We start from the raw sequence: 21481 nt of genomic DNA, 5'->3' as shown, positions 1-21481 counted from the left end.
GTAGATGCAGCAATGTCGGCATATGCGCACACGTCCATGTCTGTCGTGATATCAAAATCCGTTGCTACACCAGTCGGGCGTAGTCCTGCCTTTGGTGAAACACGTGGGCAATGACGACCGCATCGCCCTCAAAGTAGTACAGCATGATGTAGGAGTTGACGCGGCAGGCGTGGTACCCCAGCTTCGCGACCTCCGGCAATTTGCATAGCCCGTAGTCGATAACGCCGCTTGCGAGCAGCTCGAGCTGGCGCCTGTAGTCCTCAATGAAATGGCGGGCGGGTTGCACGCCGAATCCGCTGAGATACTCGACGATGTCCTCGACCTCGAGCTCCGCCGTCGGGAGGATCTTGACGTCATAGGCCATGCTTTTCCTCGATCGACGCGAGGGATTCGAAGGCGTCTTTGGCGAGATCGTCGTTGCGCTCTCGCTCCGCCAGGGCGATGCGCCCCATCAGGCGAGCACGGGCAAGCTCGGCCTCCATGCGATCGTAATCCTCGGAGCGCATCACGACGAATTTGCTGTATCCGTTTTTAGTGACCGTAACCGGACTGGCAGAAGACTCCACCAGCTCGGCGAAGCGAGAGGTGTCGCGCATGTCTTTCACGGGAACACAGACTGGCATAGGGACCTCCTTGCATAATTATGAACATAATTATAGCAAGTAACCTGCACTTTGCAGGCCGCCTGTCATGGCTTTGCGTTTTCAGAATAACTCCGCCATAGGCAAAATGGCTGATTTGCAGGCTTCCTTTGGCCCTCCAACAAGATCAAGAAAACCAACGGCCGAGAGGGCTACGAGCTGATTTACGAATACAATGGCGAGCGCCTCCTTCTTACGGGAATAGACTTAAACGGCTTCCGGGCCAGCGCCCATCCATTGAAGAACAGAAAGGCGCAATGAGGAGGACTCTCAAGATCTCACTCGATTTCCTTGCTGGTCCATTGCGGAAGGACGAGTTCATCGACGGTGAGACTCGAACCGGCATCCCCGTGATCGACAACGACGCGGCTCTGCAGGCCCTCAACGACCAGATTTGCGAGCTGTATTCGTCCTATTACGAGTTCGACTCGCACGACCAGGCCTGCTGGTCCAACGAGGAGCAGGAGAGGGCCGACAAACCCCTCATGCTCGAGCTGCTGGGCAGGCTCAACGCCCGCATCGCGGAGCTGAGTGACGGCTCCTTTGCCGTGGACGACCAGGAGACGCCGCGCGTCGAGGCGCTGTAGCCGCACGGGACGGCTCGACATTCTGCCATGAGATAATGCGCACGACGAGAAAGGAGCCGCCCATGATCTACACAGCGCTTACCAACCGCGCCATGCAAATTGCCTACGAGGCGCACGCGGGGCAGGTCGACAAGTGCGGCACGCCCTACGTGTTCCATCCGTATCATCTCGCGGAACAGATGCCCGACGAGGTCACGACCTGCGTGGCCCTGCTGCACGATGTGGTGGAAGACACGCCCATCACGCTCGATGAGCTGGAGCGCGAGTTCCCGTCGGAGGTCACCGAGCCCCTGCGGCTGCTCACGCACGACCCTGCCGTGCCTTACCGCGATTACATAGACGCCCTTGTCGTCGACCCGGTCGCGCGCACGGTCAAGCGCGCCGACCTCATGCATAACTTGGACGAGACGCGGTTCGAGGGTTGCGGGCGCGTCGACGAGGCGGAGCTCTCTCGAAGGCGCGAGCGCTACCGCGTCGCTCTCGGGGTGCTGGACGAGGGCGAGCAGCTCGGCCTCATGTTGGAGCATCGCTCGGCGGCGGCAGCAGATATAGAGTCTGCGCGCCTGACCCCGCTTGCAGGGGTTGCGTTCGAGGAGTTCCGTTCGACGCTCGACACTCCGCCACCGGAGTCGACCCGCGATCTGCTTGCTCGCGAGGAGACCTGGGTATGACGGCTGGGTTCTCCCGGTCCGTCCAGCTTGCCATGGCGTCCTATGGCCGTTTTGGGTTCAGACGCATAGGCGAGTCGGGCCGGATGGCTATTAGGCTGTAGGTTGCACGCCGAATTGTGCAATAGCTATTGCACTCTAGACCGCGGTAGCCTTGCCCAAAGCTGGCAGACGGGTCTTTCGTCCTGAAAAATGTTGAACTCAACACTTTTACGTCCTTAAAAATGTGAAGTCCAACATTTTTAAGGACGAAACCTGCAGGCGGACGTTGCCGGCGGCATGTCACGAGGCTCCCGAATCGCGTATCATTGCGGGCGAACAAGCGATAAGGAGACCCCCATGAAAGCCCTGGTACACGACGGCAACGGACACATCGCGCTCGAGGATCGCCCCGAGCCGCGGCTGCGGGTGCCCACCGACGCCATCGTGCGCGTCACGCGCTCGACCATCTGCACGAGCGACCTGCACATCATCCACGGCGCCGTGCCGCGCGCCACGCCCGACACGGTGCTCGGCCATGAGTTCGTGGGCGTGGTGGAGCAGGTGGGGGAGGGCGTGCGCGGCCTTGCGCCCGGCGACCGCGTGGCCGTGAGCTGCGAGACCTTCTGCGGCGAGTGCTTCTACTGCGAGCGCGGCTGGGTCAACAATTGCATCGAGGGCGGCTGGGAGCTCGGCTGCTGCGAGGACGGTTGCCAGGCCGAGCTCGTGCGCGTGGCGCATGCGGACCATACGTGCGCGCCCATCCCCGCGGGCGTGACCGACGAGGACGCGCTCTTCCTGGGTGACATCGTGGCCACGGGCCATTGGGGCGCGAGCATCGCCGAGATCGAGGCCGGCTCCACGGTGGCTGTGATCGGTGTCGGCCCGGTGGGCCTTAGCACCATGATGTGCGCCCGCCTGCACGAGCCTGCTGCCATCATCGCGATCGACATCGACCCCGCGCGCCTCGCCCTCGCCCGTGAGCGCGGCTTGGCGGACGAGGCGATCGACGCGAGCGGCATGGACCTCGCCGCCGTGGAGGCCGCGGTGCGCGAGCTCTCCCACGACCGCGGCGCCGACAGCGTGATCGAGGCGGCCGGCGGCTCCAACACCTTCGAGATGGCCTGGCGCATCGCCCGCCCGCACGGCGTGGTGGTGCTCTCCGCCATGTACGAGGGCCCGCAGACGCTGCCGCTGCACCAGATGTACGGCAAGAACCTCGTCTTCAAGACGGGTGGCGTGGACGCGTGCAATCTCGCCGAGACCATGCGCCTGGTGCGGGAGGGCCGCATCGACACGAGCTGTCTCATCTCCGGCCGCTATCCGCTCAACGACGTCGTGGAGGCCTACCGCGCGTTCGAGGCCCACGAGGACGGCTGCCTCAAGCTGGTCATCACGCCTTGGGAGAACCGCTAGATGATCTACTCGCTCGCCCCCATGGAGGGGATCACCGGCCATACGTTTAGACGTGTGCACGCTGAGTGCTTCGGTGCGCTCGACCGCTATTACACGCCGTTTCTGGCCCCGCCGCGCGTGGGGTCGTCGTTTGGCGGCAAGAACCTCAAGGAGATCGACCCCGCCAACAACGAGGGCCTGAACGTCATTCCGCAGCTGCTCACCAAGAACGCGGACGCGTTCGTGTGGGCCGCACGCGAGCTGGCCGAGCTTGGCTACGCGGAAGTCAATCTCAACCTCGGCTGCCCTTCGGGTACGGTGGTTTCCAAGGGCAAGGGGTCCGGCTTTCTGCGCAACCTCGACGAGCTCGAGGTGTTCCTCCGCGACGTGTGCGAGCGCTCGCCGATCCCCGTCTCGGTCAAGACGCGCCTGGGCCTGGAGGACGATGCCGAGTACGAGCGCATCCTCGAGTTGTATCGCAGCCTGCCGCTCGCGGAACTCATCGTGCACCCGCGCGTGCAAAAGGACCGGTACCAGGGAAAGCCGCGCTGGGAGCCGTATGGGGAGACGCTCGCCCGTGCCCCGTTCCCGGTGGCCTACAACGGCGACATCTTTGGCGAGGAGGACCAGGCGGCCCTTGTCGCGGCGTATCCGCAGACGCGCCACATCATGCTCGGGCGCGGGCTGCTGGCTAACCCGGCGTTGGCGCGGATGCTCACCGGCGGCGCTCCCGCGAGCGCGTCCGAGCTCAAGCGCTTCCACGACAAGCTCTTCTGCGCGTATCTCGACGAGATCGGCGGCAACGCCGTGTTCCGCATGAAGGAGTGGTGGTTCTACGCCAGGTGCGCCTTCACCGACTCCATGGCCGTCCATCGCGCGGTGCGCAAGGCCCGCAAGGTCGAGGAGTACGAGACGGCGGTCGAGCGTGTGTTCCGCACCGAGCCCCTGGCTCCCGTCGCGCGGTTCCACGGGTAGGGGGCCGGCATGGAAATGACGCCCATCGCGCATATCGAGACGGACCTGCCGCAGAAATTCGGCATTCCGCGCAACAGCTTCTTGGCGCCGCATTTGCAGGGGCGCATCGTGTTCGAGCCGGAGTTCGCACTGCCCCAGGCCGTAGCGGGTTTGGAGGAGTTCAGCCATCTGTGGCTGCTCTGGGAGTTCGAAAACGGCACGCCCGGTGGAACGGCGGCCGATATCGCCATGGACACGGTGACTGCCAGTAAGCCCGGCACCACGGCGAAGTGGACCCCCACCGTTCGCCCGCCCCGCCTGGGCGGCTCCGAGCGCCGCGGCGTCTTTGCCACGCGCAGTCCCTTTCGGCCCAATCCCATCGGCCTGACCTGCGTGAAGCTCGACCACGTGGAGCTCACCGACGCCGGCCCCGTGATCCACGTGCTCGCCGCGGACTTGCGCGACGGCACGCCGATCTTCGACATCAAGCCCTACATCCCCTTCGCCGACAGCCATCCCGAGGCGACCGGCGGTTGGACCGACCGAGCGCCATGGCAGGAGCTCGTGGTCGATTTCCCATTCGAGCTGCAGGGGTGTGTCCCGGCCCCCAAGCTACCGGGCCTAGTCGAGGTGCTGCGTCAGGACCCGCGCCGCGCTGGCAGCAAGCACGAGCCCGAGCGCGTGTATCATTTGGCCTACGCGGGGCTCGACGTGGCATTTACTGTCGACGGCGAGTCGCTGCGCGTGGTCGGCGTGGCCTAGTGGCGCAGCGGGGCAAGCGCGCGCCAATGCGTATCCCACCGTAGGCGCACAAGCCGCTACGACTAGAGGAGTCTCCAAGCCAAAAGGACGGAACTCGATTGGGGAATGGTCTCGCCCCGCCCGTCAGTTGGGGTGGATGGGTTGTGTTGTGGCGTGTGCGCTTACTTCTCGACCTCGTAGGGCCAGCTGTTGATGCCGCCGAACTCGACGACATTGGTGTAGCCGAGGTCCACGAGCGCCTGCGAGGCCTCCTTGCTGCGATTGCCGCTGCGGCAGTATACGAGGATGAGCTGGTCCTTGTCGGGCAGTGCGTTCTCGGCGGCGGTCGCCACGGTGTCGTGCGGGATGAGGATGGCTCCGGGGATGTGTCCTTCGTCGTACTCGGTCTGCGTGCGAGCGTCGAGGATGACGTAATCGTCCTCGGTATCCATGAGCTCCTTTGCGGCTTCGGCATCAACCTGTTGGTAGGAGTTGGAGTTTCTGCCGCTGTCGCTGTTTGTGTTGCCGTTGTCACCGGTAGGTGCGCCAAGGCAGCCAGTGAGCCCGGCGAGGGAGATAACGCTCGCGAGGAATACGGCATTCAGGAATGTGCGACGGTTCATGTCGTGCCTTTCTCTTGGGCTTGTTCGATTTCAGCATATCAGGAAATGAGCGTGACTTAGTCACATAGGAGAGCGAGCAAGGCTATGCAAAGGCTGTCGAATTGCCGCAGGTAATTGCCAGTGTCTATGCAGGGCGATAATCTCGCATACTGGAAAGCGCGGATTTCGCTTGTCAGCGGCCGTTCGTTTTTCTGGGTGTGGTCAAAATACCCTGATTGTGCGCCAAGAGGCGCCGGGAAACGGCGGTGAAAGCCTCGCGACTCAGCGTATTTCCCGCGATTTTCGCCTTGGGGAGGGATCGGGAGGCAAGGATGATGAACAGATGACTACTATCTGGGATATGTATTAGGTTTCTGCGCGCATCTCGTCTCCAAGTCAGCGCACAATCAGAGCATTTTGACCACAATCACGAAAACGCGTGACGCCCAGCGACTCAAGGAGCTCACGGCGTCTCGTCTAGAGGAAAGCAATTCCCCGGCAAGGCTTGCAATGTGATTCGCGATGAGCAGGGAACCGGCTTTGCTTGGATGAACCCCGTCTGCAGCGTAGAGATCTTCTGGCTTCTCATATCGGGCGGCTATGCTCGCTATGTCGACCAGCGGCCCGGCAAACTGCATCTGCCGCTTGCTGGGCCTCTACGTTCATGAGCTCGCACATGTATCGATTTCGCTTACACCAACAATTCCGAGATGATCGCCTGTGTGGAGCAGGCAAATGCAAAAGAGGGGCCCGAGTGTCGGACCCCTCTGAATGGCCTATGCTGCATTTGTCTGTTAGCGCTTCTTGCGCAGCAGGGTTCCGCCGGCAAGGGCGGCGATGCCCGGAAGAGCCGCGAATACGCCAAGCACGGTGGCGGCGTCTCCGGTGCTGGGAAGAGCGCCGGGTTTCTGTTCGGGCTTTGGCTCGGGCTTTGTTTCAGAGCCGTTGGGCTTGTTCGGCGTCGGTGCGATCTCCATGGCCGATTTGTTCCAGCGCGCGATAAGCACAAGGTCCGACGTCACGGGCGCGTCCATATTCCATGGCTTGCCGGTTGCCTTGTCAAACCAGCCGACGAACGTATGCCCTTCGAACGTGGGTGCCGCGATGGCGGGCAGCCTGTCGCCGTCTGCGACTTCCAAGGTGGCAGTAGGGCCGGTGCCCCCATTGAGATCGAGCGTGACAGTGTGCTTTTGAAGCGGTTCCGGTGCGACCTCGCGCTCGATTTGCAGCGTGTCGGTGGCCGTTTGGTCCTTGACCTTGAACTCGATGGTCCCGCTCTTGGCCTCTTTTGGCACCGGCGAGGAAAGCACAAGTTCAAAGATGCCGTTTTGAGCGCGGTTGTTATTGTTGTCGGGGTTGGAGGGCCTGTAGTCGCGTGCCTGTTTGACGGTCAGCGATGCAGACGTGCCGTTATCCCAGGTTATGGTCGCGCTTGCATCTTGGGTGTAGGTCTCGGGCATATAACCGTATCCGATGGTCGCGCCGCTCCCATCTTGCTGGAGCGCGATCATCACGTCTGCGGCCGCAAGTTGCGGCGTGTGCACCAAGCCGTCCTTGGCGTAAAAGTCGGCCCCGGCAATGGTGAGCTGGGGTAGCACGTCCGCCATGCGGCGACGAAGGTCGCTTACCTGGCCGTTGCGCTTGGCTTGAGGGGTCCAGCCCACCTCGGCAGTCGCCATCGCTCGCGGGAACGAGGGGAAGAAGAAGTCCTGGATGCCGCGAACGTGCTCGCTCCACATCGCGCCCTCGACGCCAAGCATCTGATCGTCGGTCGCACCCATCTCGCGGGCAGGATCGTAATTGTAGAAATCGTTGATGTCGGCGATGCCGGTCGCCCATGTGGCGCCCCAGATGTCCTGACCCGCCTTTTGCGGGAAATAGCAGTGGGCCGCACTTGAGTACAGGCCCTTGGCACCTTGGTTCTTGATCTTGGCGATGGTGTCGCCCATGCCGCCGTTCCAGTACTGGATGCCGTCGCCGGGCTGCATGTCACCGATTGCCCACTCATTCCAGCCGATGGGCTTGAGCCCCATGTCGCGGACCATGGTGGCGGCTTTGGTCAAGAAGGGCTTTGCCTGCCCCGGGTGATCGGTGTTGAGCTTGTGGGTCTCGTCGCCGCCAAAATGGAAGTATTCGGCATCGGTGAGCTCAGCCACCTGCTTCACCACGTGCTTGAGGAACGTCCAAGTGTGGTCGCTGTTGGGATCGAGATAGGAATTGCCAACGGCACCCGTGGCCTGGTGCGGCGCCACAATGTAGTCCGCGGGGTTCTTGATCGGGTTGCCCTGGGCGTCCTTGGTGCCGTCATGCGAGGAACCCGGGGTGTTGAGCTGGGGGATGCAGTGCAGCATGCTCTGAGAGTGGCCGGGCATGTCGATCTCGGGCACGATCTTGATGTGGTGCTCGCGCGCGTACGCGGTGATCTCGCGCATATCGGCTTGGGTGTAGAAGCCGGAAATACCGGGCTTCTCCTGCTGGTCGGTTGTGCCCATTGCGGTTTGGCTGCCGACCTCGCTCAGCTTGGTGTAGTCGATCGTGTCGCCTGCCTCGCGACCGTCATTGGTGATCTCGATGCGCCAGCCTTGGTCGTCGACCAGATGCAGGTGCAAATAGCTGTATTTGTACTTGGAGAGGACGTCGATGGCCTGCTTGACCTCGTCTTTGGTGAGGAACGAGCGGGCAGGGTCGAGCATGATGCCGCGGTAGGCGAAGCGCGGGGCGTCATCGATGTGGAGCGCCGGGACGGACCAGGGGCCGTTGGTGACGTACGTCGCGGTGGACCAGGGTCCCAGCAGCTGGTAGGTGGTCTGGCAGCCGTTGAACAGGCCGTGCGCGGTGGAGGCGGAAATGGCGAGCTCCTCATGGGAGACGTCGATCGTGTAGGCCTCCTCTTCGCGCGCGCCCTCGACGGAGAGTTCGATGTCGGCAACGGCGTCCGTGCTCTGGTCCACGACATCTAGGGAGTAGCCGGTGGATGCGCGAAGGGTCTCGGCGAGCTTTTCGCCTTCCCCCTTGGCCTCACCAGGGGCGACGATATCGGACTTGGGGTCCAGCACGAACGCATCGCCCTCGCGTCCCTCATAGACCACGGGCATGGGGAGGACGGATGGAAGGCCCCCGTCTGGGCGAGAGGGCGGGTTGTCCTTCCATGTCCCAAAGACCTCGAGTTCCCAGATTCCCACGGGCCACGTGCTGTTGCGCTTGGTGAATCGCACGCGCACATGGCGGGCGGAGCCGGAGAGCTTGGTCTCCTGTTCCTTTGACGCCTCACCGTGTTGCGTCTCCCCGGCCTGCGTCCAGTTCTGGCCGTCGCTGGAGGTCTCGATGACGTAATCCACGCCGTACTGCTTGCCCCAGGTGACGGTCACGTGATCGAGGTTCGCCTCAGCGCCCAGGTCGACGGCAAGCCAGCCCTCGTCTGTGCTTTCCGCCGACCAGCGCGAGGCATTGGGGCTTCGGAAGTTCTCGCCCTTGTCGCGCCAGGCAAAATCTTTGCCCTTGTCGCCGTCGACCGCGCGCTCGGGCTGCCATTGCGTTCCGGCTTCGGTGCCGGAGGCGCTCACGGTGGCGAAATCGTTGAGGGCCAAGTTAGCGACCTGCCCCTGAGGTGTGGCGGTCACTTGTGTCGTATTGTTTTGGATGTACTCGGTTGCCCCTGCGCTCCACGGTGCCACGACCGGCGGCGCGACGAGCGCGATGAGCGTTGCACCCACCAGCAATCTGTTGCGGGTTGTTGCATGAACCATAGCCCATTCCTTTCTTGGGGTAAGCTTCGACTCGGCATTTCCCCACTATGGTGGTTGCTTTTTTCCGGCGCGTCTTCATTTCGGCGAAGAGTCCCTCTTTTGCCCCGAACGGCATCGATGCGTCGGCGCTCAGCGCAAGCTCGGAGCCATGACGTCTGCGCCCCGCCGCCTCGGTCTATCTCGGCTTCGCGGCGTCCTCGTCTCGCTTCTGTCCCTCTTGCCACTCCGCACCCTGCCCTTCAGGGGGTGCAGCCTTTTCCTCATTTCCGTCGTCTTTGTCTTCCATCTGGGATTCGAGATAGTCAAGACGCTCTCTGATCGCGATGTTCACGAACTCGCCGGGGGCCATGCCGCTGAGGTGTGCCGCGCGAAGAACCATGGCCAATTTATAGTCGCACAGCTCAAAGCTCACCTCGACCAGGTGTTCGTCCTTGCCTCGCGTCGCTCGATATCGTCGTTGAATCCAGACCGTGAGAATAATCCGTAGACGTAGCGGCCGTGCCCTGTCGACCGGGCCTGCTCGAGCTCCTCCTCGGTGATTGTTGATTTGTCACATGGAAGGGCGGATGAGCTATACATGAGTCATTGAATTATCGCAGGTAGCCATCAACGCTTATGCATGCCAAAAACTGAGGCGAAGAAAAGGCGCGGTTTTTGCCCGTCGGGTGCCGTACGTTTTCGAAGCTCTGGTCAAAATACCCTACCTGTGCGCTGAAAAGAGTCGGGAAACAGCCGCGAAAGCTCCCGATGCTGGGCATTTCACTCTCATTTCCATCTTGGAGAGCGTTCAGGAGCAGAAATAATGGACAGATGACTGCCATCCAAGAAGTGTATAGGGGTTTCGGGCCTATCCCAGCGGCGTTTCGGCGCACGGACAGGGTATTTTGACCACAATCAAAAAACCGTACGGCTTTCGGAGTGCGGATTCGCCGGACGTAAACCCAAAATGTGCGCCGTTTCGCACCCTGTTGACCGTCTTCCCAATCGCCTATCATTGCCGGTAGACAAGCGATAAGGAGCCCCCCATGAAAGCCCTGGTACACGACGGCAACGGACACATCGCGCTCGAGGATCGGCCCGAGCCGCAGGTGCAGGCGCCCACCGACGCCATCGTGCGCGTCACGCGCTCGACCATCTGCACGAGCGACCTGCACATCATCCACGGCGCCGTGCCGCGCGCCACGCCCGACACGGTGCTCGGCCATGAGTTCGTGGGCGTGGTGGAGCAGGTGGGGGAGGGCGTGCGCGGCCTTGCGCCCGGCGACCGCGTGGCCGTGAGCTGCGAGACCTTCTGCGGCGAGTGCTTCTACTGCGAGCGCGGCTGGGTCAACAATTGCATCGAGGGCGGCTGGGAGCTCGGCTGCTGCGAGGACGGTTGCCAGGCCGAGCTCGTGCGCGTGGCGCATGCGGACCATACGTGCGCGCCCATCCCCGCGGGCGTGACCGACGAGGACGCGCTCTTCCTGGGCGACATCGTTGCCACGGGCCATTGGGGCGCGAGCATCGCCCAGATTGAGGCCGGCTCCACGGTGGCTGTGATCGGTGCCGGCCCGGTCGGCCTCACCACCATGATGTGCGCCCGCCTGCACGAGCCCGCCCGCATCATCGCGATCGACATCGATTCCGCGCGCCTGGCCCTCGCCCGTGAGCGCGGCTTGGCGGACGAGGCGATCGACGCGAGCGGCATGGACCTCGCCGCCGTGGAGGCCGCGGTGCGCGAGCTCTCCCATAACCGAGGCGCCGACAGCGTGATCGAGGCGGCCGGCGGCTCCAACACCTTCGAGATGGCCTGGCGCATCGCCCGCCCGCACGGCGTGGTGGTGCTCTCCGCCATGTACGAGGGCCCGCAGACGCTGCCGCTGCACGAGATGTACGGCAAGAACCTCGTCTTCAAGACCGGCGGCGTGGACGCGTGCAACATGGGCGAGACCATGCGCCTGGTGCGGGAGGGCCGCATCGGCACGGGCTGCCTCATCTCCGGCCGCTACCCGCTCAACGACGTCGTGGAGGCCTACCGCGCGTTCGAGGCGCACGAGGACGGTTGCCTCAAGTTGGTCATCACGCCTTGGGAGGATCGCTAGATGATCTACTCGCTCGCCCCCATGGAGGGGATCACCGGGCATGCGTTTAGACGCGTGCACGCTGAGTGCTTCGGTGCGCTCGACCGCTACTACACGCCGTTTCTGGCCCCGCCGCGCGTGGGGTCGTCGTTTGGCGGCAAGGCCTTCAAGGAGATCGACCCCGCCAACAACGAGGGGCTGAACGTCATCCCGCAGCTGCTCACCAAGAACGCGGAAGAGTTCGTGTGGGCGACAAAGTTGCTTGCGGACATGGGGTACCGCGAGGTCAATTTGAACCTCGGCTGCCCTTCCGGCACGGTGGTTTCCAAGGGCAAGGGGTCCGGCTTCCTGCGCAACCTCGACGAGCTCGAGGTGTTCCTCCGCGACGTGTGCGAGCGCTCGCCGATCCCCGTCTCGGTCAAGACGCGCCTGGGCCTGGAGGACGACGCCGAGTACGAGCGGATCCTCGATCTGTATCGCAGCCTGCCGCTCGCGGAGCTCATCGTGCACCCGCGCGTGCAAAAGGACCGGTACACGGGCAGCCCCCGACAAGGGCGCTACGGGGACACGCTCGCTCGAGCTCCGTTCCCGGTGGCATACAACGGAGACATCTTCGTGCCCGAGGACGCGAGCGCCCTCTGCGCCGCATACCCTGCCACCCGTCACGTCATGCTCGGCCGCGGCCTGCTCGCCAATCCGGCACTTGTGCGCATGCTTGCCGGTGGTGTACCGGCAACAGCCTCCGAGCTCAAACAGTTCCACGACAAGCTGTTTCATGCATACGTCGATGAAATCGGCGGCAACGCGGTCTTCCGCATGAAGGAGTGGTGGTTCTACGCCAAGTGCGCCCTCGCCGACCCCATGGCCGTCCATCGCGCGGTGCGGAAGGTCCGGAAGATCAATGAGTATGAGGTTGCGGTTGAAAAGGTGTTCAATACCCAGTCTCTTGCCGCTGTTGCCCGGTTCTCGGGGTAGGTGCCCACGGCGGTAGCTACGCGGGTTGACGCTCGGATGCGCCGTCAAAGATCTATGCACCTTAATAAAAAAACGGCCAGTTGATGGACCACAAAAGCAAAACCACATGAGAATCGGCCTAGACTCACGAGTCGTCATCCCAAAAGCACTCCATTACCGCAGCTATCTGTGTCCGGCATATCGGGAGTGAATATGAGTAACTGGTAATTGTCCCATTGGTGCGTCATGATTTCTAAGGGAATCGGGAGCGTTGGGCTTTCCATTCTAAAAGGTCCGCGCGATGTGGCGTCGAAGGGAAGACCATGCGCATGGATGAGGCGCAACAAAGGGAATACCATGGGCTCCTTCGCGAGCTCATGACGTACGCCAACGAGCGCTTGGGGGTTGTGCCGGTTTTCGATGTATTCAGTCCAGCTTGGCCCATTGAACCTGAACTTGAGGAAAAATGCCTGCTCGTGTTGCAGGAGCTGTGGCACACGCCCGACGTGATTGATGACTTTGCGCAAGAGGAAGTCTATCGCTTGTCGGCTTCTGAGCTGAATCTGGTCCGGAGCTGGAAAGATGCCCTGTTTGGCATATACATCGTGCTCGAAGTGCAAGACGGTACTGCCTTGCTCGTGGGCGATGGCATCTTGTTCAGGGTGAGTGGCTTTGGGGAGACCCTGGAGCTCGGATTTCCGGTGCTTCCCGTTTGCGTTGAGGGCGCTTTGCTTCCTTTCGGCGATGTCATCGTGATGCAAGAGCCCATGCGCGTGCATGGGCTGCCCCCTCTGTCAAAAGAGGAAGCGAATGCGTACGCTGCGTCTGTGGAATGCCCGCCCATCTCGGATTCGCGGACGTTCAAACTCGCCGCGCGCGCCGAGAAGACGCGCGCCCTCCAAAACAAGATCGATTACTTGCTTAATGATGCCGAGCACGAGGACGAGCCCAGCGAGGGCTTCCATCGCGGCGTGCTCTATGGCCTTCCCGAAGAAGAGCGCGCTGAGCTCGTTGAGCAAGAGGCCGTGGCGCTGCTTGAGTCGCTTGAGGGAGAGGGGGTGGCCGATTGCCAAGTAAAACCCCAGGGGCAGGGGGAATCCACGCCTGCGCAGGACTGTGGTGAGCTCGAAGCCATTGGGTTCCCGTTGGATCAGGCCGTTCGAGTGATTGAATCGTGTACGTACTTGTACGGTGTGATCGAATTGGCAGAGGCGTACCGCCTGTATGCGGAAATGACGCTCACGCCCATCTCACTCGAAGAATTCAGGGGTGTCGCATCTGGCAGGTATTGGAGTCTGTGCCGCACGGGGCTAGTCTTCCGCCATGGTACCGAGTACGTAGCCAATCGCGTGCTGAGCGTTCCCTGCCTCGTGCACGATGCAGTCAAGGAGTGCGGGGACGGGGCGCTTCTCGGTCTTCTCGCCGCAATGGAAGAGGGCGGTGCGACGGTCGATGAGCTCTTTGATGCGTTGCGCGAACAGCTCGACTCACGTCCCTCCAACGATACGACGGCAGCTCGCATCCAGGCTGCCTATGATCGTTTTGAGAGTCAAACCAACGAGTATATCGACCAGCTTATCCAAGAGCACCGTGCCACCCCGCGCTGTCCGCTCAGCTCCGATTTGGTCAAAGACGGATGGCTCGATTTTGCCTGTTCGCTGCCGGAGGCCATAGCACTTAGGAATTTCCTCGATGGCATCGTGCCGGATGGGGAGAACGAATATTTCTTCGCCGATCGCATGGTCGAGGATCTGATGACCTCCGTGGTTGCCACGGGCTCGCTCGGATCTGCCGTGCGCGCGTTGAAGCTCTATGGATATCCGTACGAAGCGCCTTCCACGGTGAAGCTCATTCGCCTCGTCATCAATTTCTACCAGGCACTGCCCTCGTGGGATGATAACGGCTGGTCAAGACGAGAGCACATGGAGCACCTGACGGGTCGTAAGGTGTTTTACGCGCCGGACGGAAGCGAGATCCGCGTGAGCGACGCAGACCCGTGCCCATGCGGCTCGGGCAAGGCGTATGGGGAGTGTTGCGGAAAGCGGCGCCGACGCATCGTTGGGGCCTCGTGGCAAAGGAGCTGAACGAACGTGTTGAGCGTTCATTGGGAATTACGGTAATGATGCAAAAACGATATCAAATGCCGCGCGCTCTGGTACCCTGATGGCATGGTAAATGACCGCCCGATGGGACGGGCGCGATAGAGAGGCGGCTCTCATGAAGAGGTATGCGAATAGCGCTCTGCTGTATGCAGTTCTTGCGATGGTCGGAGGTGTGTTCTTCCGCGAATTCACGAAGTTCAACGGGTTCGATGGCGTCACCACGCTGGCGTTTGTCCATACGCACTATTTCGCGCTGGGCATGATCATGTTCTTGCTGTTCCTCGTGCTTGAGAAGACCCTGCACATCGCCGACCGCTCCGTGTCCCGTGCGGTGGTTGCCTACCACGTGGGTCTCAACGTTACCGCCCTCATGCTCGTGGTTCGCGGCGTGCCCCAGGTTCTGGGCATCGATCTTGCCCGCGGCATGGACGCGGCGATCTCCGGCATCGCCGGGTTGGGCCATATCGTTTTGGGTGTGAGCATTGTGCTCATCCTGCTGGGCGTCAAACGCGCCGTGGCCCGTGCCGAGAAGAGATGATGGCAAGCCAAAGAAAAACCTCCGGCGACTTATGTCCGCCGGGCGGTATCGCAGCTGGTGGATGGTGGAGAAGATAACAAAAAGGCGAACTGTCAACCGTGGTTGACAGTTCGCCTAATTCTCCTATGGTGGAGCCGCGGAGAATCGAACTCCGGTCCACGACAGCTCCCTGATCGGCATCTCCAGGCTCAGTCACTCATTTAGTCTCGGACGCCTCGCGCGGAGCGACACGCTCTCGGCGTCCCAACCGGTTCGGTCTTAGCCCGCGCCATACCGATCACGTGCGCGGGAGCATTCCCCTCAAATGACGTCGCGCCGGTGTCGGGGAAATCACCGGGTTGACGCGCCGCTATAAATTAAGCAGCGAGAGCCAGCTGGGGCTCAAAAGAAGAATTCTTGTCAATTCATTTTGACGGTACCCCTGTTTAACGTGGGCGAGGAGACCACGGCCTGCTTCCTCTCTCAGAACTATCGTGTCGAAACCAGTCGGCCCCTCATGTGAGGGTCGTGGTGCCGCATGAGCGGCGACGACCTGTCAAAGTACCCGAACTGCGAACGTGGCGCAATCCGTAAGCGAATAGTATACCACGTTCGCGTCTCGAGCGTCTTCAGGGCACTCATGTGACGCACAGCGGGAGAAGAAGCCCCCTTGATTTGCGGACATCTGTTCATCTTCACGACTCATTGGGGTACAAGTCATACAGACGAGAGGAGCTCAGATGGAAGACAAGGCGAAAAACGCGGGTAAGGTTGCGATTGTTTTGGAGGGCGGCAGCTTTCGTGGCCAGTTCACCGCGGGCGTGCTCGACGTTCTCATGGAGCACCGCGTTGAGGTCGCAGCGTGTTACGGAACCTCTGCGGGTGCGCTCAACGGCCTGAATTACAAGAGCCGTCAGATCGGCCGTGCAAACCGCGTGAACCTGGCATTTTGCAATGATCCGCGCTACATGGGCGCTCAGTCGCTCATTACCACCGGCAGCATGGTTGGCTACGATTTCATGCTTAACGACGTGCAGGATCGCCTTGACCCCTTCGATAATGACGCCTATCTGGCAAATCCCATGGAAATGTATGCATGCGCCACGGATGTGATGTTCGGAACTGCCGCGTACCTGCCGGTTTGCAATGCAATGCTCGACATCGACGCCGTGCGCGCCTCCACGTCCTTGCCGCTGGTTACGCAGCCTGTCGAGATCGACGGGCACCTGTATCTGGACGGTGGCGCCGCCGATTCCGTACCGGTTGAGCATGCGCTCGAAGATGCGGGTTTTGACCGGGCGATTGTGGTGCTTACGCAGGATCGCGATTACGTCAAGGGCACCTATGGGCTCATGCCGGCTGCTCAGCGCGCATACGCCGCATATCCGTATTTGCTGGAGGCAATGGAGAATCGTCACGTGCGCTACAACGAGCAGCGCGAGCATATTTGGGAATATGAGCGTGAGGGCCGGGCATTTGTGCTGGCGCCGCCGCGCCCCGTTGAGGTGGGGCATGTCGAGCACGATGCGGCGAAGTTGCTCGATCTGTATATTCAGGGCCGCCAAGAGGCGGTTGCCCATATTGATGAGATACGGGAGTTCGTGGGCAAATAGGGGCTGGACGGAGGCGTGACGCCGATACCGCGCATTCCGTTGGCGGCTGAATATCGACCGCTTACCGGTTGGTCTTGATTTCTCATACCAGTAAGACTACCTGCTGGCACTTCATGGTATAAGAAGAGTGAACAAAGGGTCCTCTCCACTGAGATACTCAGAGAAGTCCCATCAGAGGGCGGAGAGGTCGGGAACCCGGGTAGGCGCGATGGCCCCCGGGTTCCTTTTTGCGCTCGCCGCCTGTGCAGAAGTTCTGCACGTATGTCGGAAATGCGTTGACTTCGCAACGTGGGGCGGTATTATTGACAAGTTACTTTCCAGAGCCCCGTGAAACTCTGTTAAGACACGTACTGTACATGGAGGAAAAGTGATTTCGAAATCGACTCACTACGCCAAGCAGGGTGAGGTTGCCCGCAACTGGGTCCTCATCGATGCCGAGGGCGCCACGCTGGGCCGTCTCGCTGCCCAGGTTGCCAAGATCCTGCGCGGCAAGAACAAGCCCCAGTTCACGCCCAACTCCGACTGTGGTGACTTCGTGGTTGTCATCAACGCCGATAAGGTCCAGCTTACCGGTAACAAGGCCGACCACAAGACCTACTACCGTCACTCCGGCTACAATGGCGGCCTCAAGGCGGAGTCCTTCCGCCAGGCTATGGAGAAGCACCCGGAGAAGGTCGTCGAGCGCGCTGTCCGCGGCATGCTCCCCAAGACGACCCTCGGCCGCAAGCAGCTGACCAAGCTCAAGGTCTACGCTGGCACCGAGCATCCGCACGCTGCTCAGAACCCCGTTAAGATCGAGCTGGAGGGCTAAAAGATGGCTGAGAACACCGTTGTTTACTACGGCACCGGCCGTCGCAAGAACGCCGTTGCTCGTGTCCGTATCGTTCCTGGCACCGGCAAGGTGACCATCAACAAGCGCGACGCCGAGGAGTACTTCGGCCGTCATCAGCTCGTTGAGGACGCCCTCGCCCCGTTCAAGGTGACCGACACCCTCGGTTCCTTCGACGTCATCGCCCTGTGCGATGGTGGTGGCATCACCGGTCAGTCCGGCGCCCTGCGTCTGGGCATCGCCCGCGCCCTTCTCGAGGCTGGCGACTACCGCGCCGACCTCAAGCGCGCTGGTTTCCTCACCCGCGACGCCCGCGTCGTCGAGCGCAAGAAGTACGGCCTCAAGAAGGCCCGTCGCGCTCCCCAGTTCTCCAAGCGCTAAGGCGTTTGCGAACACGTTTCCAGTATGGAATTGGGCCTGCCGAGCTACTCGGCGGGCCCTTTTTTTGTACCATGGTGACATGTGCGAAGGCACGTTGTTGAACCGCGCGGAGGCAATGCGCGGATAAACGGAAGGACCCTGTATGAAGTACTTCGGAACCGATGGATTTCGCGGTGAGGCCGGTACCACGCTCACGGTCGAGCATGCGTACAAGATCGGTCGATATGTTGGCTGGTACTACGGCGCGCGTCAGGGGCGCAAGGCCCGCGTGGTGGTGGGCAAGGACACCCGTCGATCGAGCTACATGTTCGAGTCGGGGCTTATCTCCGGCTTGGTCGCGTCGGGCGCCGACGCCTACATGGTGCATGTCATCCCCACGCCCGGCGTTGCGTACGAGACCGTCGACGGTCGCTTTGACTGCGGCATCATGATCTCGGCGAGCCACAACCCCTACACCGACAACGGCATCAAGCTCATGAACGGCGAGGGCTGCAAGATGGACGAGGAGGTCCTCGAGCTTATCGAGGACTACATCGACGGCAAGAGCGAGATCCCGTTCGCCTCCGGCGATGAGATCGGCTGCACCGTCGACTACATGCAGGGACGCAACCGCTACATCGCGCACCTGATCGCCAGCGCGAACTTCTCCCTCCAGGGCCTCAAGATCGGCCTCGACTGCGCCAACGGCTCCGCCTCCTCGGTGGCCAAGCCCGTGTTCGACGCGTTGGGCGCCGACGTCCGCGTGATCTCCAACGCGCCGGACGGCTTCAACATCAACGTCGATTGCGGTTCCACGCACATGGAGCGCCTGCGTCGCCATGTGCTTGAGCAGGGGCTCGACGTGGGCTTTGCCTACGATGGCGACGCCGACCGCTGCCTGGCGGTGGATGACCGCGGCAACGTGGTCGACGGCGACATGATCCTCTATGTGTGCGGCACGTATCTTCACAAGCACGGCCGCCTCACCGCCGGCACCGTCGTCCCCACGGTCATGAGCAACCTGGGCCTGTTCAAGGCGCTCGATCAGGCAAACCTCAAGTACGAGATCACCCCGGTGGGCGACAAGTACGTGACGGCCTGCATGCGCGAGAAGGGCTACAGCCTAGGCGGCGAGCAGTCCGGCCATGTGATCTTCGGCGACATCGAGACCACGGGCGACGGCATCATGACGTCCCTGCGCATCATGGAGGTCATGCGCGCCGAGCGCATGTCGCTCTCCGAGCTGTGCTCGCCGGTGAAGATCTATCCGCAGGTGCTCGTGAACGTTCGCAGCGAGCGCAAGGCGGAGCTCGACGACTGCAAGCCGGTTTGGGATGCCGTTCGCGCTGCCGAGGAGCAGCTGGGCGAGCGCGGCCGCATCCTGGTGCGCACGTCGGGTACCGAGCCGCTCGTGCGCGTCATGGCCGAGGCCGAGACGGAGGACGCCGCCCAGGCGGCCGTCGACTCGATCGTCGCGGTCGTCCAGTGCGAGCTTCCCTAAGGCGGCTTCTGCGTTCCGGTATTGGTTTTCGGCCCCGCTGTTCGATAGAATGGAGGGGCACGGAAATCCTTAAGGGAGATAGATGTTCGACAGATTTCTCAAATCGCTGAATGTGAACAGTCGCACGAGCATGCTGCCCTCGCCGCTCGCAGGTCGGGTCATCCCGCTTTCCGAGGTTGCCGACCAAATGTTTGCCAAGGGCCTGCTTGGCCAAGGTGTGGCCATCAAGCCCTCGGGTAATCGCGTGGTCGCGCCCTCCGACGGCAAGATCGAGGCGATCTTCCCCACGGGTCACGCCGTGGCGATTCACACCGCCGAGGGCTTGGATGTCCTCATTCATGTTGGCCTGGAGACGGTCAAGCTGGACGGCAGGCATTTCAAGGTGAATGCCGCCGTGGGCGATGTGGTGAGCCAGGGGGACGTGCTCATCGAGTTCGATGGACCCGCGATCGCCGCCGAGGGCTATGACCTGACGGTTCCCATTTTGATTTGCAACTCCGCGGAGTACGCGAGCATCAAGGGCTGCGAGGGTGCGGACGTGGCTGAGCTCGATCAGCTCATCGTGACGCGCTCGCGATAAGTGCGGATTTGGGCAGGACGGCGTCAGCTGTGAGTTCGGGGCCGCCTTCGGGACTGCACCCACTGCGAGTCCGGGGCCGTCTTCAGGACGGCGACCACGGTCGCTCCGATCCCATGCATATACGCCGGCGTTCCCCGCGCATATCTTCTGTGCGCCCCGTTGCGAGCAAGTCGCAACGGGGCGCCTTGCGTGCTTGGCGCATGGACGGCGCGGTGCGCGCGATGCTGGGGTCGCGCGCGACGTTGGAGTTCTGCTGGGTGCATTCGGTACGCGACGAGCGCGGTGCCGGACGAGCTGCGACCCCTTGCAATTCCCGCGGCATGCTTCACAATAGAGGTACTTGGGTGTAGGGGCCCAAGTCGCTGTGGACGGGCAGGGGCCTCGACACGGTGGGGACTCTTAACATACGCGCCCTCGCCCTGGATGGTGCGCGTCTTTCGTTGGTTGCGGCCGACGGGGCCGCATTGATCGGGATTTGATTTCCCGGAGGAAAGGAGCGCGCTATGCGTATCATCCACGCCAAGGACTACGAGGACATGAGCCGCAAGGCGGCGGCCATCATCGCCGCTCAGGTCGTGACCGACCCCACCTGCGTGCTGGGTCTTGCCACCGGCTCCACGCCCATCGGCACCTACCAGAACCTCATCAAGGCCTATGAGGCCGGCGACTTGGACTTTTCCCAGGTGAGCACCTACAACCTGGACGAGTATCGCGGCCTGTCCCACGACGATCCGCAGAGCTACCACTACTTCATGAAGGAGAACCTGTTCGATCACATCAATATCGACCAGGCCAACACCCACGTGCCGGACGGCTCCGACCCCGACGCCGACGCCGCCTGCTCCGAGTACGATCGCATCGTCGAGGAGGCCGGCTACCCCGACCTGCAGCTGCTCGGCATCGGCAACAACGGCCACATCGGCTTCAACGAGCCCGACACCTGCTTCTCCAAGGGCACGCACTGCGTCGACCTCACCGAGAGCACCATCGAGGCCAACAGCCGCCTGTTCGACAACATCGATGACGTGCCGCGCCAGGCCTACACCATGGGCATCCAGACCATCATGAACGCCTACATGGTGCTCGTGATCGCCAATGGCGAGAAGAAGGCTCAGGCCGTGCACGACATGTGCTTCGGTCCCATTCAGCCTTCCTGCCCGGCGTCTATCCTGCAGCTGCACCCCAACTGCGTGGTCATCGCCGACGACGCGGCCCTGTCGCTCTGCAAGTAATCGTTGCTCCATTGTCCCTGGGCCTCGGCTGCGCGCCGAGGCCCTTTTTAACCGCCCCGACGCCTGAACGCCTGCGGGCGAATGACGGGAACTACTTCATCCGGGCATTGAGCTCGCCGGCGAGTTCGTCGAGCGAGATGCCATAGCGTTCGAGGGTCACGAGCAGGTGATATACCAGGTCGCCCGCCTCGTAGCGAATGTGATCGTGATCGCGATCCTTACAGGCCATGATGATTTCGCTGGCCTCCTCGGCGAGCTTTTTAAGCAGCTCGTCCTCGACATCCGTGAGCAGGCGTGCCGTATAGCTCTCCTGAGGAGAGACATCGCGGCGCGCGTGGATGGTAGCGGCCAGCCCCTCGAGGGTCTCGCCGATGTTACCGGGTTGTACGTTGGCGGTTCTGACTCCCATGTTGGTCTCCT

Annotated in this window: 21 protein-coding genes and 1 other RNA gene; 15 read left to right on the top strand and 7 right to left on the bottom strand. The window is 62.0% G+C overall.

The annotated features are described in order from the left end of the window. Positions 1-64: 64 nt before the first annotated feature. Together LK434_RS05780 and LK434_RS05775 are read right to left on the bottom strand one after the other, a co-directional pair. Positions 65-364, bottom strand: coding sequence for a type II toxin-antitoxin system RelE/ParE family toxin (locus LK434_RS05780; protein ID WP_006720151.1), 300 nt, complete (start codon positions 362-364; stop codon positions 65-67). After that, positions 354-623 carry a type II toxin-antitoxin system prevent-host-death family antitoxin gene (locus LK434_RS05775; RefSeq protein WP_040360517.1) on the bottom strand — a complete coding sequence of 90 codons (270 nt, stop codon included), beginning with the start codon at positions 621-623 and terminating at the stop codon, positions 354-356. Before LK434_RS05775 ends, LK434_RS05780 begins: the two co-directional genes overlap by 11 nt. Positions 624-898: 275 nt before the next feature. Here LK434_RS05775 and LK434_RS05770 point away from each other — a divergent pair, with 275 nt between their 5' ends. The 5 genes from LK434_RS05770 to tsaA all read left to right on the top strand — a co-directional run bounded on the left by LK434_RS05770 (position 899) and on the right by tsaA (position 4986). After that, the gene (locus LK434_RS05770; RefSeq protein ID WP_006720153.1) at positions 899-1228 is read left to right on the top strand and encodes a hypothetical protein; all 330 of its coding nucleotides are present in this window, start codon (positions 899-901) and stop codon (positions 1226-1228) included. A gap of 62 nt (positions 1229-1290) precedes the next feature. Beyond that, entirely contained in the window at positions 1291-1899 is a 609-nt protein-coding gene (locus tag LK434_RS05765; protein WP_083784181.1) for an HD domain-containing protein, read from the top strand. A gap of 336 nt (positions 1900-2235) precedes the next feature. After that, positions 2236-3291: an alcohol dehydrogenase gene (locus LK434_RS05760; protein WP_227917659.1), complete on the top strand. Its 1056-nt coding sequence runs from the start codon at positions 2236-2238 to the stop codon at positions 3289-3291. After that, complete coding sequence (locus LK434_RS05755; protein WP_006720157.1) at positions 3292-4245, top strand: tRNA dihydrouridine synthase; 954 nt, start codon at positions 3292-3294, stop codon at positions 4243-4245. Between the two features lie 9 nt (positions 4246-4254). Next, positions 4255-4986 carry a tRNA (N6-threonylcarbamoyladenosine(37)-N6)-methyltransferase TrmO gene (gene tsaA / locus LK434_RS05750; RefSeq protein ID WP_006720158.1) on the top strand — a complete coding sequence of 244 codons (732 nt, stop codon included), beginning with the start codon at positions 4255-4257 and terminating at the stop codon, positions 4984-4986. 161 nt (positions 4987-5147) lie between these two features. Here the strand turns inward: tsaA and LK434_RS05745 are convergent, their stop codons facing one another. The 3 genes from LK434_RS05745 to LK434_RS05735 all read right to left on the bottom strand — a co-directional run bounded on the left by LK434_RS05745 (position 5148) and on the right by LK434_RS05735 (position 9725). Further along, positions 5148-5588 (bottom strand): rhodanese-like domain-containing protein, encoded by a 441-nt coding sequence (locus tag LK434_RS05745; protein WP_006720159.1) that lies wholly within the window; start codon positions 5586-5588, stop codon positions 5148-5150. A gap of 773 nt (positions 5589-6361) precedes the next feature. Next, complete coding sequence (locus LK434_RS05740) at positions 6362-9313, bottom strand: family 20 glycosylhydrolase (protein ID WP_006720162.1); 2952 nt, start codon at positions 9311-9313, stop codon at positions 6362-6364. Between the two features lie 175 nt (positions 9314-9488). Next, positions 9489-9725: a hypothetical protein gene (locus LK434_RS05735; protein ID WP_006720163.1), complete on the bottom strand. Its 237-nt coding sequence runs from the start codon at positions 9723-9725 to the stop codon at positions 9489-9491. A 613-nt stretch (positions 9726-10338) separates the two neighbouring features. On the opposite strand from LK434_RS05735, the gene LK434_RS05730 reads away from it, so the two are divergent. From LK434_RS05730 to LK434_RS05715, 4 genes are all read left to right on the top strand, one after another. Next, complete coding sequence (locus LK434_RS05730; RefSeq protein WP_227917658.1) at positions 10339-11394, top strand: alcohol dehydrogenase; 1056 nt, start codon at positions 10339-10341, stop codon at positions 11392-11394. Continuing rightward, positions 11395-12348, top strand: a complete 954-nt coding sequence (locus tag LK434_RS05725; RefSeq protein WP_006720167.1) for a tRNA dihydrouridine synthase — start codon at positions 11395-11397, stop codon at positions 12346-12348. 302 nt (positions 12349-12650) lie between these two features. After that, positions 12651-14411 carry an SEC-C metal-binding domain-containing protein gene (locus LK434_RS05720; RefSeq protein ID WP_006720169.1) on the top strand — a complete coding sequence of 587 codons (1761 nt, stop codon included), beginning with the start codon at positions 12651-12653 and terminating at the stop codon, positions 14409-14411. 133 nt (positions 14412-14544) lie between these two features. Further along, a complete protein-coding gene (locus tag LK434_RS05715; RefSeq protein WP_040360518.1) occupies positions 14545-14967 on the top strand; it encodes a DUF2871 domain-containing protein in 423 nt (140 codons plus the stop codon). A 126-nt stretch (positions 14968-15093) separates the two neighbouring features. Here the strand turns inward: LK434_RS05715 and ssrA are convergent. Beyond that, positions 15094-15461, bottom strand: a transfer-messenger RNA (tmRNA) gene (gene ssrA / locus LK434_RS05710). A 225-nt stretch (positions 15462-15686) separates the two neighbouring features. Here ssrA and LK434_RS05705 point away from each other — a divergent pair. The 6 genes from LK434_RS05705 (at position 15687) to nagB (ending at position 21061) form a co-directional block, all read left to right on the top strand. Beyond that, positions 15687-16559 carry a patatin-like phospholipase family protein gene (locus tag LK434_RS05705; protein ID WP_006720172.1) on the top strand — a complete coding sequence of 291 codons (873 nt, stop codon included), beginning with the start codon at positions 15687-15689 and terminating at the stop codon, positions 16557-16559. A 367-nt stretch (positions 16560-16926) separates the two neighbouring features. Beyond that, positions 16927-17370 (top strand): 50S ribosomal protein L13, encoded by a 444-nt coding sequence (rplM, locus tag LK434_RS05700; RefSeq protein ID WP_006720174.1) that lies wholly within the window; start codon positions 16927-16929, stop codon positions 17368-17370. Positions 17371-17373: 3 nt separating this feature from the next. Beyond that, complete coding sequence (gene rpsI / locus LK434_RS05695) at positions 17374-17769, top strand: 30S ribosomal protein S9 (RefSeq protein ID WP_006720175.1); 396 nt, start codon at positions 17374-17376, stop codon at positions 17767-17769. A gap of 142 nt (positions 17770-17911) precedes the next feature. Next, a complete protein-coding gene (gene glmM / locus LK434_RS05690; protein WP_006720176.1) occupies positions 17912-19249 on the top strand; it encodes a phosphoglucosamine mutase in 1338 nt (445 codons plus the stop codon). Positions 19250-19331: 82 nt separating this feature from the next. Beyond that, positions 19332-19829 (top strand): PTS sugar transporter subunit IIA, encoded by a 498-nt coding sequence (locus LK434_RS05685; RefSeq protein ID WP_006720177.1) that lies wholly within the window; start codon positions 19332-19334, stop codon positions 19827-19829. Between the two features lie 503 nt (positions 19830-20332). Next, positions 20333-21061 (top strand): glucosamine-6-phosphate deaminase, encoded by a 729-nt coding sequence (gene nagB / locus LK434_RS05680; RefSeq protein WP_006720179.1) that lies wholly within the window; start codon positions 20333-20335, stop codon positions 21059-21061. Between the two features lie 91 nt (positions 21062-21152). On the opposite strand, the gene hisE is transcribed toward nagB, so the two are convergent. Beyond that, entirely contained in the window at positions 21153-21470 is a 318-nt protein-coding gene (gene hisE, locus LK434_RS05675) for a phosphoribosyl-ATP diphosphatase (protein ID WP_006720180.1), read from the bottom strand. Between the last annotated feature and the right edge of the window lie 11 nt (positions 21471-21481).

Source organism: Collinsella stercoris DSM 13279 (assembly GCF_020735465.1).
Classification (GTDB): domain Bacteria; phylum Actinomycetota; class Coriobacteriia; order Coriobacteriales; family Coriobacteriaceae; genus Collinsella; species Collinsella stercoris.
This window is presented reverse-complemented; position numbering and strand designations above follow the sequence as displayed.